This is a genomic window from Citrobacter freundii complex sp. CFNIH9 (genome assembly GCF_002903305.1).
GTDB classification, from domain to species: Bacteria; Pseudomonadota; Gammaproteobacteria; order Enterobacterales; family Enterobacteriaceae; genus Citrobacter; species Citrobacter portucalensis.
In genome coordinates, this window is the sequence record NZ_CP026238.1 from 4307298 (window position 1) to 4325723 (window position 18426).

Below are 18426 nucleotides of genomic sequence, written 5' to 3' on the forward strand. Positions count from 1 at the left end.
CCGGATAAGGCGCTAGCCGCATCCGGCAATTCAATTACTTGAATCCTTTTTGATCCTTAATCAGCTCGTAAGCCTTTTGGATTTCCTGCGCTTTTTGTTTCGCCATTTCCATCATCTCTGGCGGCAGACCTTTCGCGACCAGTTTGTCCGGATGGTGCTCGCTCATCAGCTTACGGTAAGCCCGCTTGATGGTGGTCGCATCGTCGGTCGTTTTCACACCCAGCACATTACAGGCGTCTTCCAGCGTCGGGCCGCGTTGCGCCTGCTGCCAACCACCGCCGCCAGACTGCTGCTGATATCCGCCGCCAAACTGTGCGCCGCCCTGCATCATGCGCAGGAACTGATCAAATTGGGTGCGTGAGATCCCCAACTCTTCAGCAATCACATACAGCACTTCACGTTCGTTAGGATGCAACGACCCATCGGCAAATGCCGCCTGGATCTGAATCTCCAGAAACATGCGGATCAGATCGAATCGACCAAAACAGACGCTGCGAAACTGACGCATCTTTTCACGTAATGGGTAATTATCCGATTTTCCTACCCGGAAGGCATGTTGTGCAGCCGTTCGCGAGTCACCGTGCAAATTCATCCGATCCATCAACTGGCTGGCGATATGTATATCGGCTTCCGTGACGCGACCTTTGGATTTGGTCAGATGCCCCATCACCTCAAAAGTGGTGGCAAAAAACAGCGCCTGGCGTTCACGTTGGTTGGCAAACCACGCCATTTTGCGCATGCGGGCTTTGTCGAACATGTGGCCAACTAACAGCCCCAGAACCACACCCCAGAAGCCGCCGCCCATCATTAAGGCCACGGCTACACCAATTATCTTTCCCCAATACTGCATAGACTCCCCAAATCTTTCCGCTCTCAGCCAGGCTATGTCCCACAATATAAGGTGCTTTTACCGATTTACGGCTGCGGTCAATTGTGGGACATCGCCTATAATTTGCATTATCATACCTGTCATTCAATGCCGTGCCTAACACCACAAACGCTATACCCGTTGGATTTCGAGTTGCAGCAAGGCGGCAACGTAGTGAGTCCCCTGGAGCTTACCCATGTAAGTGACTGGGGTGAACGAGGAAGACAACGAAGATGCAGCTTGAAAGGTGGCGGGTATAAAATGGGCAGGATTAATACTAGCGAAGTGAAGATGAGATAAGTTAGGCTGTGACCGTTTGTCACGCGCGACGCTACTGATGATGGAACAATAAATACAACGTATGAAAAAACGTATTCCCACTCTTCTGGCCACCATGATTGCCAGCGCCCTCTATAGCCATCAGGGCCTGGCAGCCGATCTCGCCTCACAGTGTATGCTGGGCGTGCCGAGCTATGACCGTCCTCTGGTACAGGGCGAGACTAATGAGTTACCCGTCACCATCAATGCCGACAACGCAAAAGGGAATTATCCCGATGACGCGGTGTTTACCGGCAACGTGGATATCGCACAGGGTAACAGCCGCCTGCAGGCCGACGAAGTACAGCTTCATCAGAAGCAGGCTGAAGGCCAGCCGGAGCCAGTACGTACCGTCGATGCGTTGGGCAATGTCCATTATGACGACAATCAGGTTATTCTGAAGGGACCGAAGGGCTGGTCCAATCTGAATACCAAAGATACCAACATCTGGGAAGGTGATTACCAGATGGTGGGCCGTCAGGGGCGCGGGAAAGCCGACCTGATGAAACAGCGTGGGGAAAACCGTTATACCATTCTGGAAAACGGTAGCTTTACCTCCTGTCTGCCAGGTTCCGATACCTGGAGCGTCGTCGGTAGCGAAGTTATCCACGACCGTGAAGAACAGGTCGCGGAGATCTGGAACGCCCGTTTTAAACTGGGTCCGGTTCCGGTCTTTTATAGTCCTTATTTACAGTTACCCGTCGGCGATAAACGCCGTTCCGGTTTCCTGATCCCGAACGCAAAATATTCCACCAATAACTATTTTGAGTTCTACCTCCCGTATTACTGGAACATTGCGCCCAATATGGACGCCACCATCACGCCACATTATATGCACCGTCGTGGCGGGATCATGTGGGAGAACGAATTCCGCTACCTCACCCAGGCGGGTGCGGGCTTGATGGAGTTTGACTATCTGAATTCCGATAAAGTGTACGAGGACGAACATCCGAAGGATGACAATTCACGTCGCTGGCTGTTCTACTGGCAGCACGCCGGTGTACTGGACCAGGTGTGGCGTTTCAACGTCGACTACACCAAGGTCAGCGACACCAGCTACTTTAACGATTTCGATAATAAATACGGTTCCAGTACCGACGGCTACGCCACGCAGAAATTCAGCGTCGGCTACGCGGTACAAAACTTTGACGCTACGGTATCGACCAAGCAGTTCCAGGTCTTCGACGCACAAAACAGTAACAGTTACTCTGCCCAGCCGCAGTTAGACGTCAACTATTACCAGAATGACGTTGGTCCGTTTGATACCCGTATTTATGGCCAGGCGGTCCATTTCGTCAATACCAATGACAACATGCCGGAAGCAACGCGTGTTCACCTGGAACCGACGATCAATCTACCGTTGTCGAATAACTGGGGCAGTATCAATACCGAAGCGAAGCTGCTAGCGACACACTATCAGCAGACCAATCTGGATTGGTACAACAACAACCCGAGTAACGTTAACAAGCTCGACGAGTCAGCCAACCGCGTCATGCCGCAGTTTAAAGTTGACGGCAAAATGGTATTCGAGCGCGACATGCAAATGCTGGCACCGGGCTATACCCAGACGCTGGAGCCGCGCGCGCAGTACCTGTACGTACCGTATCGCGACCAAAGTCATATCTATAACTATGACTCATCCTTGCTGCAATCTGACTACAGCGGCCTGTTCCGTGACCGTACTTATGGCGGTCTGGACCGTATTGCTTCTGCCAACCAGGTGACGACCGGGGTCACATCTCGCGTTTATGATGGCGCTGCCGTTGAACGTTTTAATATTTCTGTGGGTCAAATCTACTATTTCACCGAGTCTCGCACCGGCGATGACAACATTAAATGGGAGAATGACGACAAAACGGGTTCACTGGTATGGGCGGGCGACACCTACTGGCGTATCTCCGATCGCTGGGGTTTACGCAGTGGGATCCAGTACGACACGCGTCTGGATAGTATCGCCAACAGCAGCAGCAGTATCGAATACCGTCGCGATGAAAACCGGATGCTGCAGTTGAATTACCGTTACGCCAGCCCGGAATATATCCAGGCGACTCTACCGTCTTACTACTCTACGGCAGATCAGTATAAAAACGGGATTTCGCAGGTGGGCGCGGTGGCAAGCTTCCCAATTGCTGAGCGTTGGTCGATTGTTGGTGCTTACTACTTCGATACCAACGTGAACAAAGAAGCAGATTCAATGCTGGGCTTACAGTACAACTCCTGCTGTTACGCCATTCGCTTTGGCTACGAACGTAAGCTGAACGGTTGGGATAATACCCAGCAACACGCGATTTATGACAACACGATCGGCTTTAATATCGAACTGCGCGGTCTGAGCTCCAACTACGGTCTCGGCACCAACCAAATGCTGCGTTCGAACATTTTGCCGTATCAAAGCTCTTTATGATCTGATTGATTTACAACGTAATCCGCATTGCGGTTAATTGAAATGGAAAAAGTATGAAGAACTGGAAAACGCTGCTTCTCGGTATCGCCATGATCGCGAATACCAGTTTCGCTGCCCCACAGGTAGTCGATAAAGTTGCAGCCGTCGTCAATAACGGCGTCGTTCTGGAAAGCGACGTCGATGGCTTAATGCAGTCAGTAAAACTGAATGCAGGTCAGGCAGGTCAGCAATTACCGGATGACGCTACGCTGCGTCATCAGATCCTGGAACGTTTGATCATGGATCAAATCCTCCTGCAAATGGGTCAGAAGATGGGGGTGAAAATCTCTGACGAGCAGTTGGATCAGGCTATTGCCAACATCGCCAAGCAGAACAACATGACGCTGGATCAGATGCGCAGCCGCCTGGCACAGGATGGCTTAAGCTATTCAACCTATCGTAGCCAGATCCGCAAAGAGATGACCATCTCTGAAGTGCGTAACAACGAAGTTCGCCGTCGCATCACCATCCTGCCTCAGGAAGTAGATGCCCTGGCGCAACAGGTGGGCAACCAAAACGATGCCAGCACCGAGCTGAACCTGAGCCACATTCTGATCCCATTACCGGAAAACCCAACGTCCGACCAGGTTAACGCGGCTGAAAGCCAGGCGCGCTCTGTTGTTGATGAAGCGCGTAACGGTAGTGATTTCGGCAAACTGGCTATTACTTATTCCGCTGACCAGCAGGCGCTGAAAGGCGGCCAGATGGGGTGGGGACGTATTCAGGAGCTGCCGGGTATCTTTGCCCAGGCGTTAAGCACTGCGAAAAAAGGCGATATCATTGGCCCAATTCGTTCCGGTGTCGGCTTCCACATCCTGAAAGTCAACGATATGCGTGGCCAAAGCCAGAGCATCTCCGTGACTGAAGTTCATGCTCGCCACATTCTGCTTAAGCCGTCGCCGATCATGACCGATCAGCAGGCGCGTCTGAAGCTGGAACAAATCGCGGCAGATATTAAGAGCGGTAAAACTACCTTCGCGGCAGCCGCTAAAGAGTTTTCTCAGGATCCAGGCTCTGCCAACCAGGGCGGCGATCTGGGCTGGGCTGCAGCGGATATTTTCGACCCTGCTTTCCGCGATGCACTGACCAAACTTAACAAAGGCCAGATGAGCGCCCCGGTGCACTCCTCTTTCGGTTGGCATCTGATCGAACTGCTGGATACGCGTAACGTTGATAAAACTGACGCAGCGCAGAAAGACAGAGCTTACCGTATGCTGATGAACCGTAAATTCTCGGAAGAAGCAGCAACCTGGATGCAGGAACAGCGCGCCAGCGCTTACGTTAAAGTTCTGAGCAACTAATGACTCGTGCTCAACGCGTTGTTATCACTCCCGGCGAACCCGCCGGGATTGGCCCGGACCTGGTGGTTCAGCTCGCCCAGCGCGATTGGCCTGTAGAACTTGTTGTCTGTGCGGATGCAGCACTCCTCATTGACCGGGCAGCGATGCTCGGTTTACCGCTTTCACTCCTCCCCTACTCTCCAGATACCCCAGCCAGACCGCAATCAGCAGGCACATTGACGCTGTTACCGATTGCGCTGCGGGCACCTGTTGTCGCGGGTCAGTTGGCGGTAGAAAACGGGCAATATGTGGTGGATACGCTGGCTCGCGCCTGCGATGGCTGTCTGCAAGGTGAGTTTGCGGCGCTGATCACCGGTCCGGTTCACAAGGGCGTTATCAATGACGCTGGCGTCCCGTTTACCGGACATACCGAGTTTTTTGAAGAGCGCTCACAGGCAAAGAAAGTTGTTATGATGCTGGCGACCGAAGAGCTGCGCGTTGCCCTGGCAACCACGCATTTGCCGCTCAGAGCCGTTGCCGACGCCATTACGCCCGCCCTGCTTCAGGAAGTGATCGGCATTTTGCATCATGATTTACGCACCAAATTCGGCATTGCCGATCCGCATATTCTGGTGTGCGGTCTAAACCCGCATGCTGGTGAAGGCGGACATATGGGAACGGAAGAGATAGACACCATCATTCCGGTACTCGATGAACTGCGTGCGCAGGGAATGAAATTAAACGGTCCGCTGCCCGCAGATACGCTGTTTCAGCCCAAATATCTCGACCACGCGGATGCCGTGCTGGCAATGTACCACGATCAGGGTCTCCCCGTGCTAAAATACCAGGGATTTGGTCGCGGTGTGAATATCACGCTGGGCCTGCCCTTTATTCGCACATCCGTCGATCACGGCACCGCACTTGAACTCGCGGGCCGTGGACAAGCAGATGTCGGCAGTTTTATTACGGCGCTTAATCTCGCCATCAAAATGATTGTTAATACCAATGAATAATCGAGTCCATCAGGGCCATTTAGCCCGTAAACGTTTCGGGCAGAACTTCCTCAACGATCAGTTTGTGATCGAAAGTATTGTCTCTGCTATCAACCCGCAGAAAGGTCAGGCTATGGTCGAAATCGGCCCGGGCCTGGCGGCATTGACCGAACCAGTAGGCGAACGTCTGGACAAGCTCACGGTCATTGAACTCGACCGCGATCTGGCAGCACGCCTACAGACACACCCGTTTTTAGGGCCTAAGCTGACGATTTATCAGCAAGATGCCATGACCATGAACTTCGGCGAACTGGCGCAAACGATGGGACAGCCGCTGCGCGTATTCGGCAACCTGCCGTACAACATCTCCACGCCGCTCATGTTCCATCTTTTTTCCTATACTGATGCCATTGCCGACATGCATTTCATGTTGCAAAAAGAGGTGGTGAATCGTCTGGTTGCAGGGCCAAACAGTAAAGCGTATGGTCGATTAAGCGTCATGGCGCAGTATTACTGCAATGTGATCCCGGTACTTGAAGTACCGCCTTCCGCATTTACGCCAGCGCCTAAAGTTGATTCAGCCGTTGTGCGTCTGGTCCCTCATACGACGATGCCGTACCCGGTTAAAGATGTTCGTGTGCTGAGCCGTATTACCACCGAAGCGTTTAATCAGCGCCGTAAAACGGTACGTAACAGTCTCGGCAACCTGTTTAGCGTTGAAGTACTGACAGAGCTGGGCATTGATCCGGCGATGCGAGCGGAAAATATCTCTGTTGCGCAATACTGCCGGATGGCTAACTATCTGTCAGAAAACGCGCCATCGAAGGAGAGTTAAACATGATCAATTCGCCCCGAGTGTGCATTCAGGTACAAAGCGTCTACATTGAGGCGCAATCCTCACCTGATGATGAACGTTACGTTTTTGCTTACACCGTAACTATCCGCAATTTGGGGCGAGCGCCTGTGCAGCTGTTGGGGCGTTATTGGTTGATCACTAATGGTCATGGCCGCGAAACCGAAGTTCAGGGTGAAGGCGTGGTTGGCGTCCAGCCCCACATCGAACCCGGCGAAGAGTACCAGTACACCAGCGGTGCGGTGATTGAAACACCGCTGGGCACCATGCAGGGTCATTACGAAATGATCGATGAACAAGGCATCGCCTTTACCATCGATATTCCCGTATTCCGACTCGCCGTTCCAACACTCATTCATTAAAACAATAACTATGGCGACATACCTTATTGGCGACGTTCACGGTTGTTACGATGAACTGGTAGCCTTGCTGCATCAGGTAGACTTTAATTCCGAAAAAGACACCCTATGGCTCACCGGCGATCTGGTCGCTCGTGGACCGGGCTCGCTGGACGTTTTGCGCTACGTGAAATCACTGGGCGACAGCGTGCGGTTAGTATTGGGTAATCACGATTTACACCTGCTGGCCGTATTTGCTGGTATCAGTCGTAATAAACCTAAAGACAGGGTCACATCGCTGCTCGAAGCACCGGATGCCGACGAATTACTTAACTGGCTCCGCCGTCAACCGCTGTTGCAGGTAGACGAAGAGAAGAAGCTGGTGATGGCGCATGCCGGTATCACCCCACAGTGGGACCTGCAGACAGCAAAAGACTGTGCTCGCGATGTTGAAGCCGTGTTGTCGAGCGACTCGTATCCCTTCTTCCTTGATGCGATGTACGGCGACATGCCCAATAACTGGACCCCGGAACTGACCGGGCTGGCGCGCCTGCGTTTTATTACCAACGCCTTTACCCGCATGCGTTACTGCTTCCCTAACGGTCAGTTGGATATGTACAGCAAAGAGTCACCAGAAGACGCACCTGCCCCGCTGAAGCCGTGGTTTGCCATTCCTGGACCTGTCAGTGAAGCATACAGCATTGCATTCGGGCACTGGGCATCGCTGGAGGGTAAAGGCACGCCAGAAGGCATTTACGCGCTGGATACGGGGTGTTGCTGGGGAGGCGATCTCACCTGTCTGCGCTGGGAAGACAAACAGTACTTCGTGCAGCCGTCAAATCGCCATCTGAATCTGGATCCTGGCGAAGCGGTCAACGCCTGATAGTCGTTTGCCGGATGCGGTGCTCGCACCTTATCCGGCCTACATTAGCTGGATGATAAGGCGTTTCGCCGCCATCCGGCACTTACAGTATTAACGACGTTCCAGAATCTCGAAGCAGTAGCTGTGAGAGTTTTGCGCGTCGGCATCGTGGAATTCACTGAACACCGACTCCCAGTCATCCGGTTCGTAGTCCGGGAAATGCGTATCCCCTTCCACTTCCGCATCAATGTGCGTCAGATACAGTTTCTGTGCTTTTGGCAGGAACTGCTCATACACACGCCCACCGCCAATTACCATAATTTCAGGTTCATCGCCGCAGGCCGCAATTGCTTCATCCACAGACTTCACCCACTGCACGCGATCGTCGGTGCCAGGCTTACTGCTGATGACGATATTTTTACGCCCAGGTAACGGTCGCCCGATGGATTCCCAGGTGTGGCGTCCCATGACAACCGGCTTGTTTAAGGTATTACGTTTAAACCAGGCGAGATCGGCAGGGAGGTTCCACGGCATGGCGTTCTCCATACCGATGACGCGATCTACCGCTAACGCCGCAATCAGACTGATCATTGAATATTTCCCGGATACAAAAAAATTGTCGCCACTATACGGAAAGCGCAATCTTTCGTCGACTGGCGGAAAGAGGATGAACAGGAAAATTTTCCGTTCTGCTGGCGAACCGACCTATTTAAGGTGGTACGCCAGCATTACAGTAGTTCAAAAACAGCCAATTAGCAGTAAAGTTTGCAGAACATCACATTTTTTACCCTATGCTGACGGTTTCACTTCCGGCTCATTGGCGACGTCGCCCGTATGCTTACCTTCATCCGTGCCTTGCCAGCCATGGCGTTGAATTAACGATAAGTGCTGACGATCTTCCGCAATAATTTCACTCAGCATTGCGCTGGTGCGTTTATAAACGGCCGCGCGGGAAGTCGCGTCATTTTCCCCTTTCACCATCTCCTCTACCATCATGGTATTGAATCGGCGGAATACGTCAGCCCGCTCACGTGCCTCATAGCGCCCAAGCCCGAGACCTTCCAGCGCCAGACGTCCGGTCTTCAGTGCACCTTCAAAGGTTTCACGTTCCGGCATATCCACGCCCGCCTGGCGCAGGCGGATGTAATGATCCACGTCGCGCGCACGAGCAATAATTTGCAGATGCGGGAAATGCTCTTTCACCATTTCGGTTAACTGCAGGCTGGTTTGCGGATCGTCAATGGCATTAATAATAACTTCAGCTTTCGCCGCCCCGGCAGACTCCAGCAGATCCATCCGGGTCGCGTCGCCATAGAAAACCTTCATCCCGAATTTACGCAGCGTTTCGATATGATCCGGATCATGATCAAGAACCACCATTTTGACCCCGCTCGACAACAGCAAACGACCGGTTATCTGGCCAAATCGCCCAAACCCGGCGATGATCACCCGCGGTTGCTCCTCATCGATTTCATCGGCTTCGCGCTCTTCCTCAGTCGCCGATTTTTCCAGACGCGTCAAAATCACCAGCAAAATCGGTGTAGCCGCCATCGACAACGCCACCGCCAGCGTCAGCGATTTCGCCCAGTCAGGATCGAGCACATTTGCCATTTGCGCCGCGCCAAACACCACAAAGGCAAACTCACTGCCCTGCCCTAATAATACGGCAAACCAGCGACGCTGCTTGTTCGGCACCTGCAACGGTTTCGCTATCAACCACAACATGACGGTTTTGATAACCAGGAAACCGACCAGTAGAATGATAATGCGCAAGGGATTATCAATCAGCGTACCAAAGTCGATAGACATCCCTACACCGATGAAAAACAGCCCCAGCAGCAGTCCTTTAAATGGTTCAATGTCGCTTTCCAACGCGTGACGATACTCAGAGCTTGCCAGCAGCACCCCGGCCAGGAATGCCCCCATCGCCATCGACAATCCAACCTCTTCCAACAGCAGACCGAAGCCAAACACGAGGAACAGCGCAACGGCACTGAACACTTCCCGCAGGCCCGAACGGGCGACAAAACGCAAGGCAGGACGTGTGACATAACGACCTAACAGCACCACCAGCACCAGTGCGCCCGCTACCTTAAGGGCAGACAATGCAAACGCCCCAAGCGTTGTTGATGCGCCACTCGCTGCCAGTAATGGGATCATCGCCACCAGTGGAATAGCAGCGATATCCTGGAACAGCAGCACGGCAAACGCGCTGCGGCCCATTTGCGAAACCATCAGGTTGCGTTCATTCATTGCCTGCATAGCGATAGCCGTAGAGGAAAGCGCCAGCGTCATGCCGATCAGCTCCGCTACCTGCCAGCGCAGGCCGAGGAACATACAGAACACACCAATCAGGCCTCCGCAGACTACCATTTGCAATGCGCCGCCGCCGAACACCGAGGCTCGCAGTTTCCACAAACGTTGCGGATCCAGCTCCAGACCAATGACAAACAGCATCAGCACCACACCGATCTCCGCAAAATGCAGGATGGATTCGGCGTCCGTCACCAGCCTCAGGCCCCATGGGCCGATAATGCACCCGGCGATGAGATACCCCAGTACCGACCCGAGTCCCAGCCGTACGGCGATGGGGACAATCAGTGCCGCCGATCCGAGATAAATCAGCGCCTGTATCAGCGTATGGCTATCCATGGTGTGCCTCCTGCCATTCCATCAGACGCTGTTTGTAGTGACGAGCCTGCGCTTGCAGGGTTTCATCATCACAGATAAACGTACAGTGCATCGCAAACGGCGGTAGCCATTTGAGGCCACAATAAAGTGCCGTCGCCTGTAAGGGTTGAGAAAGCACATCAAATCCGGGATGGGAGCCAATATCGAAGTGGTTTTCACCGCCGCCGGTCGTCACCGCCCACAGCAGATGTTTACCGTGCAGCGCAGTACCGCCATGACCATACGCCCAGCCGTGCGAAAGGACTTTATCCATCCACAGCTTGAGTAATGGAGGTGTGCTGTACCACTGCATCGGATGCTGCCAGATGATCAAATCAGCGCGTGCCAGCGCATCCTGTTCAGCGGCAATATCGATATTGAAGTCGGGGTAGAGCTGGTAGAGCGAGCGGATCTCCACGCCCTCCAGCGTCCTTGCCTGTTCAAGCATCCGCTTATTCGCATGCGAGTGCTGCGGATAGGGGTGCGCATAAATGATGAGGATCATGATTAGCCTGTTTCACTGCATTATTGTAATAACAGTGAGTTTAGTCACTTAATCCACAGGCTAACAGTCAATATTATTGAGTGGCTGAATGGAGAAAACTGAACTAGTTATCCAGCTCACTCATATCTTTAACCTGATCGCGGTTAATCTGTTCCGTCTTACCCGTTTGCGCATTTTTATACGACACCAGGCCAGTATCATCATCGACTTGCGGTTTGCCGTCAGTGACGATTGTTTTGCCATCGGTGGTTTTAACCGCCTGGTTTGAGGAACAACCGGCCACGGTAAACAGTGCTGCTGCGGTAAAAATTGAGGTGATCAGGATATGTTTTTGCATGGTGTTCTCCCTGCTTTTCAGTTGTTTTTAGTGATATACCCAGTTAACTGTAGGCTAACTGACTGAGTTGCAGGGAAAATACAGAACACTCCTAATAACTCGCCCTGGTCACGGGCTTACTGCGAATCGTCATTTGACTGGTTTGCGCCAGCGTCAGACCTCGCGTTTCCGGGGCGAAAGCGATGGACACCAGCAGGCCAATCAGCGAAATTCCTGCGCCCATCAGCATGACATTGCTGATCCCGTATTTGGTAATGAACACCGGCAGCGCCCATGTTGAAACAATGGTGCCGATGCGGCTTAAGGACATAATCACCCCGACAGCAGATGCGCGAATGTCGGTAGGGAACAGTTCATTTGGGTACAGCCACTGAAGATTTCCCGGTCCCCCCGAGAAAAAGGCGTACACGGCAAACGCCAGCACCACCAGCCACGCTCCCATATCAGGAATTAACCCCAGCACGGCCAGCGCCAGCGTCATCATAATAAAGCTGCCAATTAACAATGGCCGACGGCCCGCGCTATTGAGCCAGAACATGGGTGGAATGCACCCCAGCATAAAGCACAGGCTTATCACCACATTGCCCAACGCCGCGCTTTTCCCGGCACCAAGCCCCAACAGTCCAACAATCTGCGGACCAAAGGTATAAATGGCGAACATCGGGATCACCTGACAGGTCCAGATAGCGGCGACAAACAGGACAAACGGGAAATGACGGCGGTTAAACAGCTGTAGGAAGCGCGTCTCCTGCGGCGCCTCTTCGTCGAACACCACCGGTTCGCCGAACAGTTTGATCATCATCGCTTCACACTCTTTCACCCGACCTTTACGCAGCAGCCAGCGCGGCGATTCAGGAAGATCGAAGCGCCCAATCAGGATCAAAATACAAGGGATCACCGCGCTGCCCAGCATCCAGCGCCATCCTCCTTCAACATCATACAGCCAGTAACCGACCAGATCGGCACAGGTGGCGCCGACATACCACATCGCGGCGATAAAACCGATGGAGAAAGCGCGCTGGCGGGTATTGGAGAACTCGGTAATCATCGAGGTAGCAATCGGATAATCGGCACCAATCACAATGCCGATCAGCACACGCATTACCAACAGCTCAATGGGTGAGGAAACAAACATGGTTGCCGCCGATATCACACCAATGGCGATAATATCGATGATGAACATTTTGCGCCGCCCGACCTTATCGGAAATGTAGCCAAACAGCGACGTCCCCACAAACAGACCGGCGAGCGTGCCGGCCCCCAGCAGACCAATCCACTGTGCGTCCAGTTTCAATGCTGGCGTGAGCTGTTCCAGCGCCACGCCAATCATCACCAGCACATAACCATCCAGAAATGGCCCACCGCTTCCCCACAGCATTATCCGGCGGTGAATAGAGGTAAATTTGATGTCATCAAAGTTCCTGGGCTGCTGCATAGCGACTTCCTGTTTCAACACGGGCAAAGCGTCATCTGTAGGCCGGATAAGGCGTTTAGGCCGCCATCCGGCATTGGCGCCACATGATTGCCGGATGGCGACGCTACCACGTCTTATCCGACCTACGGGTGCACAACCTCGTACTTATTAGCCGTAGCGAAACTCCACGCCAAATGTCCCGCGCGGGTATTCCCATTTTTCCAACGCTGTATCAAGTCCGAGAATGCGGCACGTTCCGCACTCCAGGCATCCGGCGTAATCAAAACGGACGCTGCCGTCGTCCTGTTTTTTATACAGTCCGGCCGGACAGGCCTTAATCAGTACTTCCAGCGCCTGTTTATCAGGATCGGTTTTGAGAATGATGTGCGGGCTGTCTTCATCCACATTGAACTTATTGACGCCCAGTTTGACGTCCACATTGACGGGAGATGTCATAATACGGTCACTCCTTTCAGGCCATCTTTCATCAGGTTGATGAAGCCCACTTCCTTCGCATGACGCAGGATTTTTTTGCGCATTGGCACCGGAGCAGAGCCATCTACGGTGAACAGGTCGCGCGCGATGCTGACCGCCATTTCGGGATAGGCGGTAAACATGCGTGGGTTATCAAGGAAAGCGGGAAGCTTCTGATACATGCGCATATCGCGCATTGGACCATCATCGAGATGCTGACGGTATTCGCCCAGCGACTGCTTGCTGAAGTCGTCGCGCTTCATCGCGGAAAGCACCGTTTTCGCGGCCGCTTCGCCTGCGGATATGGCGAGATCCATACCGCGGATGGTAAAGCCGAGGTTCATACACATTCCGGCAGCATCACCGGCAATCAGCACACCGTCACCCACCAGTTCAGGCTGCATATTCATACCGGCCTCCGGTACGACGTGCGCGGCATATTCCACCAGCTTGCCACCGGCGATCAGTGGGGCAACCGCCGGATGCTGTTTGAAATCTTCCAGCATTTGTGGGACCGATTTTTTAGCATCTTTCAGATGATGAAGACCGCAGACCAGCCCCAGAGAAAGGGTCGTTTCATTAGTATAGAGGAAGCCCCCGCCCATCAACCCATCAGTTGGAGAACCGGCAAACAGGCAAGCTGCACCTTCGTTCCCCTGTAACTGGAAACGATCTTCAATCACCGATTTTGGCAATTCGATCAGCTCTTTTACGCCAACGGCAACATGCGATGCCTCAACGCGCTTTGCCATGCCCAGTTTTTCTGCCAACAAAGAATTCACCCCGTCAGCGAGGATCACCACTTTGGCTTCCAGAATATCGCCGTCGGCTTCCACGCCCACGACTTTGCCTTCGCGCTGCACAACGTTATCCACCCGAATACCGGTGATAAGCTGGGCTCCCGCCTCCTCGGCCTGCTCCATCAGCCAGGCGTCAAATTTGCTGCGTAAGACGGAATAAGAAACCTGCGACGATGCAGCCTCTTCACCATTGCAATAGTCGATGGTCATCGCCCCTTTATCGGTCATAAAGGCGAGTTTTTCGTGGGTGATTATGCGTTCAATGGGGGCCTGCTCAGCAAAGCCGGGAATGATGCGTTCCAGGCTATGGGCATACATGCGCCCACCGGTGACATTCTTCGCGCCAGCAGAATTGCCGCGCTCGATGACCAGCACCTGTGCACCTTCCCGAGCCAGCACCAGCGCCGCAACCGAACCGGCCAGACCTGCACCCACGATGATGGCATCAAAGATATCTTCGGACATACGTACTCCTGTCAGTGGCAGGATACTTTCGCACCCTGCCCGAATAGTTTAACGCGCCAGAGCAGCCGTCAGCGCAGGCAGGATCTTCAGCGCATCGCCAACGATGCCAAAATCTGCGTACTGGAAGATCGGCGCATTTTTATCTTTGTTGATGGCGAAAATCGTCTGCGCGCCGTTGGCGCCGACCATATGTTGGATCTGCCCGGAGATCCCCACGGCCAGGTACAGTTCTGGTTTGAGCATCAGGTTGGAAATGCCGACGTAGCGTTCGTGCTCCATCCACTTCTCGTTTTCCGCCACTGGACGGGAACAGGCCAGCTCAGCGCCAATCGCCTGGCACAGCGCTTCGGCCAGCGAGATATTTTCTTTGCTACCAATACCGCGTCCCACGCTGACCACCAGACGGGCTTTGTCGAGATCGACACTGTTGCTCTGACGCGCCTGCGTTGCCGTACGGGTCACGGCGATAGTCGGAGCCTGCCACTGGACGGTGTGCACCTCGCCGCTGCGGGCGGTATCCGGTTGCTGCGCGTCAAACGTTCCGCTGCTGAGAGTGATCACGGCAAACGGTGAAGCGATTGTTTCTGCTCCCATCGCCAGGCCGCCGTAGACCATATGTTTGACCGCCGCTTTTCCGTCCTGCACCGCGACTGCGCTGGCGTCGTTTGAGACTGCAGCCGACAAGCGAAAGCCCAGCTTTGCCGCTAACAGCTTGCCCCGACGCGTATTCGGCAGCAGCACCGCGCCGCCCTCGCTGTGCTGACGAATGGTTTCGGCCATCGCATCGGCGTAGTCTTCAACCATACGGTCTTCTGGTTTGCCGCTGAGCAGCCAGACATGATCCGCACCTAAATGGCATGCCGCCGCGCTGTCCTCATCGCTGAGCACAAACGTGTTAACGTTTTCACCTAAAGCCTGCGCACCATTCATCAGTTCCGGCAGACGAGAAGGGGTATCGCTGAATACCCAGACACTGGAAAATTTGTTCATAACATCCCCTGATAATTAAATGATTTTGCGAAGATTCTCGACAAACGCGGCAATCTGTTCTTCACCGTCACCTTCAATCACAACGCGCTGACGCTCGCGCTGCTTCGGTGCGGCAACCTGTTGTTCGGAATACGCTTGCGCGCCGTTCAGCCCAATGTCCGCAGACGACCAGACCTGGACCGGTTTTTTCGCTGCACCAAGAATGGCTTTCATGGAAGGGATTTGAGGGGTGTTGATGTCGGTAGAGACCGCGATCACCGCCGGAAGCGGGATACTCAGGGTTTCAACTTCATCTTCCAGTTCACGCTCTACCGTCAGCGTGCTGTCGGTAAGAGAGAGGATTTTACTCACGCCGTTAATCGCCGGCACGTTCAGCATTTCGCCCACCAGCAGACCAACCTGCTGTGCATAAAGATCGGAAGAACCGTCGCCGCAAATAAGCAGATCAAAACCTGATTTTTGTGCGGCGGCAGCCAGCGCAGTGGCGGTTTGTTGCGGCAGCGCCTGTTCAAATTGATCGTCAATGACAACAATCAGTTCATCAGGGCCACGGGAGAGCACATCTTTGCGCCCTTTTGCATTGGTCAGCGCTTTGCCGCCGACGCTCATGGCCACAACCTGAGCCTCTCCCACCTGCTGTTTAAACTGGCAAGCCGCTTCGATCGCATTCAGATCATATTGGCTGATTTTGCCATCCGCTTTGCTGAAATCGAGTGTTCCATCAGCATTATTAATCGCAATATCCTGCTCATCAGGTACGCATTTGTAGCAAGTAATTATCTTCATTGCATCTCCAGAAATCATGAAGGAAACGTATTTATATCGGCGGTGTTAAATACAGATATCACGCTCTTTAATTCGGAAATAAAACATTAATCACCAATATTGAAAATGTCACACATTGATATTCGTAACTTTCAATAGTGTTATGCACCTCACCAATATTGAAAGAAACATGTCAAATACGAAAATTTTCAATATTGTTTGCTGGTTCAACAATATTGAACGCCAGTCACTTAAAAAAGTTAAAAAAGCAACATCAACATTATGATTAATAAGAGAATTATTTGTATTTTCAGACAAAATAACCAGCATAAGAAAGTGTGACGCAGATAACAGAATAGCCGGAAATGAATACCCATTATGAGTTACTCACTGAGGCGCCCAGAGGTTAAAAGGTTATCAACAAATCATTAATAATAAATAAACAAACGATCACATACGGGCACGCTAAATAAATTTCGCTTTCACACTGGAATTCACTTATGAAAAATGAAAAGAGAAAGTCGGGAATTGAACCGAAGGTTTTTTTTCCACCATTAATAATTGTTGGGATACTTTGTTGGTTAACAGTAAGAGATCTTGATGCCGCTAACGTCGTTATTAATGCGGTATTCAGTTATGTCACCAACGTCTGGGGTTGGGCATTCGAATGGTATATGGTCGTCATGCTCTTCGGCTGGTTCTGGTTGGTCTTTGGCCCGTATTCGAAAAAGAAATTAGGCGACGAAAAACCTGAGTTTAGTACCGCCAGCTGGATTTTTATGATGTTCGCTTCCTGTACATCCGCCGCGGTGCTGTTCTGGGGTTCCATCGAGATCTACTACTATATCTCTACCCCGCCGTTTGCTCTCGCCCCCAACTCCGTTGGCGCAAAAGAGATAGCTCTGGCGTACAGCTTGTTCCACTGGGGACCGCTGCCGTGGGCGACCTACAGCTTCCTTTCAGTCGCGTTCGCCTACTTCTTCTTTGTACGCAAAATGGACGTTATCCGCCCCAGTTCCACGCTGGTACCGTTAGTTGGCGAGAAGCATGCTAAGGGCTTGTTCGGCACCATCGTCGATAACTTCTATCTGGTGGCGCTGATCTTCGCGATGGGCACCAGCCTCGGTCTCGCTACCCCGCTGGTAACCGAGTGTATGCAATGGCTGTTCGGTATTCCGCATACGCTGCAACTCGACGCCATCATCATTACCTGCTGGATCATATTGAACGCCATTTGCGTGGCCTGCGGCCTGCAAAAAGGGGTCAAGATCGCCAGCGACGTACGTAGTTATCTGAGCTTCCTGATGCTCGGCTGGGTGTTTATCGTCAGTGGCGCCAGCTTCATCATGAACTACTTCACCGACTCGGTCGGCATGCTGCTGATGCATCTGCCGCGCATGCTGTTCTATACCGATGCCATCGGCAAAGGCGGCTTCCCGCAGGGCTGGACTGTTTTCTACTGGGCGTGGTGGGTTATTTACGCTATCCAGATGAGTATCTTCCTGGCACGTATTTCTCGGGGTCGTACCGTACGTGAACTGTGTTTCGGGATGGTACTGGGCCTGACCGCTTCCACCTGGATCCTGTGGACCGTCCTTGGCAGCAACACGCTGCTGCTGATGGATAAAAACATTCTCAACATCCCACAACTGATTGAACAACACGGCGTGGCGCGCGCCATTATCGAAACCTGGGCTGCTTTACCGCTCAGCACCGCCACCATGTGGGGATTCTTTATCCTCTGCTTTATTGCCACCGTCACGCTGATTAACGCCTGCTCCTACACCCTGGCGATGTCCACCTGTCGCGAAGTTCGTGATGGTGAAGAACCGCCGCTGTTGGTGCGTATCGGTTGGTCCGTTCTGGTCGGCGTCATCGGCATCGTTCTGCTGGCGCTGGGTGGGCTGAAGCCTATTCAGACCGCAATTATCGCCGGGGGATGTCCGCTGTTCTTCGTCAACATCATGGTGACGCTGTCCTTTATTAAAGACGCCAAAGTGCACTGGAAAGACAAGTAATTCTTATTAACCCAATTGATCAAGAGGCTGAAAG

17 protein-coding genes are annotated in these 18426 nt (G+C 52.9%); 7 read left to right on the top strand and 10 right to left on the bottom strand.

Features of this window, described 5'->3' with window-relative positions; all coding sequences use genetic code 11:
* Positions 1-34 precede the first annotated feature (34 nt).
* Positions 35-850: a co-chaperone DjlA gene (gene djlA / locus C2U43_RS21815; protein ID WP_008786173.1), complete on the bottom strand. Its 816-nt coding sequence runs from the start codon at positions 848-850 to the stop codon at positions 35-37.
* A gap of 379 nt (positions 851-1229) precedes the next feature.
* On the opposite strand from djlA, the gene lptD reads away from it, so the two are divergent.
* Genes lptD through apaH form a run of 6 tightly spaced genes read left to right on the top strand, consistent with a single transcriptional unit; the run spans position 1230 to position 7975 of the window.
* Positions 1230-3590: an LPS assembly protein LptD gene (gene lptD / locus C2U43_RS21820; protein WP_103285777.1), complete on the top strand. Its 2361-nt coding sequence runs from the start codon at positions 1230-1232 to the stop codon at positions 3588-3590.
* A gap of 53 nt (positions 3591-3643) precedes the next feature.
* Positions 3644-4930: a peptidylprolyl isomerase SurA gene (gene surA, locus C2U43_RS21825; RefSeq protein WP_032942346.1), complete on the top strand. Its 1287-nt coding sequence runs from the start codon at positions 3644-3646 to the stop codon at positions 4928-4930.
* A complete protein-coding gene (gene pdxA, locus C2U43_RS21830) occupies positions 4930-5922 on the top strand; it encodes a 4-hydroxythreonine-4-phosphate dehydrogenase PdxA (RefSeq protein WP_103285778.1) in 993 nt (330 codons plus the stop codon). The genes surA and pdxA overlap by 1 nt, the downstream gene beginning before the upstream one ends.
* Entirely contained in the window at positions 5915-6736 is an 822-nt protein-coding gene (gene rsmA, locus C2U43_RS21835; protein ID WP_003829609.1) for a 16S rRNA (adenine(1518)-N(6)/adenine(1519)-N(6))-dimethyltransferase RsmA, read from the top strand. The genes pdxA and rsmA overlap by 8 nt, the downstream gene beginning before the upstream one ends.
* A 2-nt stretch (positions 6737-6738) precedes the next feature.
* Positions 6739-7116: a Co2+/Mg2+ efflux protein ApaG gene (apaG, locus tag C2U43_RS21840; RefSeq protein WP_003018867.1), complete on the top strand. Its 378-nt coding sequence runs from the start codon at positions 6739-6741 to the stop codon at positions 7114-7116.
* 10 nt (positions 7117-7126) lie between these two features.
* Complete coding sequence (gene apaH / locus C2U43_RS21845; protein ID WP_003829612.1) at positions 7127-7975, top strand: bis(5'-nucleosyl)-tetraphosphatase (symmetrical) ApaH; 849 nt, start codon at positions 7127-7129, stop codon at positions 7973-7975.
* Between the two features lie 90 nt (positions 7976-8065).
* Here apaH and folA read toward each other — a convergent pair whose 3' ends face one another.
* The 9 genes from folA to C2U43_RS21895 all read right to left on the bottom strand — a co-directional run bounded on the left by folA (position 8066) and on the right by C2U43_RS21895 (position 16395).
* Positions 8066-8545 carry a type 3 dihydrofolate reductase gene (folA, locus tag C2U43_RS21850; RefSeq protein ID WP_003018873.1) on the bottom strand — a complete coding sequence of 160 codons (480 nt, stop codon included), beginning with the start codon at positions 8543-8545 and terminating at the stop codon, positions 8066-8068.
* Between the two features lie 198 nt (positions 8546-8743).
* Positions 8744-10606: a glutathione-regulated potassium-efflux system protein KefC gene (kefC, locus tag C2U43_RS21860; RefSeq protein WP_103285780.1), complete on the bottom strand. Its 1863-nt coding sequence runs from the start codon at positions 10604-10606 to the stop codon at positions 8744-8746.
* Complete coding sequence (kefF, locus tag C2U43_RS21865) at positions 10599-11129, bottom strand: glutathione-regulated potassium-efflux system oxidoreductase KefF (protein ID WP_003829618.1); 531 nt, start codon at positions 11127-11129, stop codon at positions 10599-10601. Before kefF ends, kefC begins: the two co-directional genes overlap by 8 nt.
* Before the next feature lie 103 nt (positions 11130-11232).
* Complete coding sequence (locus tag C2U43_RS21870; RefSeq protein ID WP_003018880.1) at positions 11233-11466, bottom strand: YgdI/YgdR family lipoprotein; 234 nt, start codon at positions 11464-11466, stop codon at positions 11233-11235.
* A gap of 91 nt (positions 11467-11557) precedes the next feature.
* On the bottom strand, positions 11558-12901 hold the full coding sequence (locus C2U43_RS21875) for an MFS transporter (RefSeq protein ID WP_020996234.1): 1344 nt from the start codon (positions 12899-12901) through the stop codon (positions 11558-11560).
* Between the two features lie 147 nt (positions 12902-13048).
* Positions 13049-13336 (bottom strand): ferredoxin-like protein FixX, encoded by a 288-nt coding sequence (gene fixX / locus C2U43_RS21880; RefSeq protein ID WP_000203736.1) that lies wholly within the window; start codon positions 13334-13336, stop codon positions 13049-13051.
* On the bottom strand, positions 13333-14619 hold the full coding sequence (locus tag C2U43_RS21885) for an FAD-dependent oxidoreductase (protein WP_103285781.1): 1287 nt from the start codon (positions 14617-14619) through the stop codon (positions 13333-13335). Before C2U43_RS21885 ends, fixX begins: the two co-directional genes overlap by 4 nt.
* A 48-nt stretch (positions 14620-14667) precedes the next feature.
* A complete protein-coding gene (locus tag C2U43_RS21890; RefSeq protein ID WP_008786167.1) occupies positions 14668-15609 on the bottom strand; it encodes an electron transfer flavoprotein subunit alpha/FixB family protein in 942 nt (313 codons plus the stop codon).
* A gap of 15 nt (positions 15610-15624) precedes the next feature.
* On the bottom strand, positions 15625-16395 hold the full coding sequence (locus C2U43_RS21895; RefSeq protein WP_103285782.1) for an electron transfer flavoprotein FixA: 771 nt from the start codon (positions 16393-16395) through the stop codon (positions 15625-15627).
* 479 nt (positions 16396-16874) lie between these two features.
* Between C2U43_RS21895 and caiT the strand changes: the two genes are divergently transcribed.
* Complete coding sequence (gene caiT / locus C2U43_RS21900) at positions 16875-18392, top strand: L-carnitine/gamma-butyrobetaine antiporter (protein ID WP_003829695.1); 1518 nt, start codon at positions 16875-16877, stop codon at positions 18390-18392.
* Positions 18393-18426: the final 34 nt, after the last annotated feature.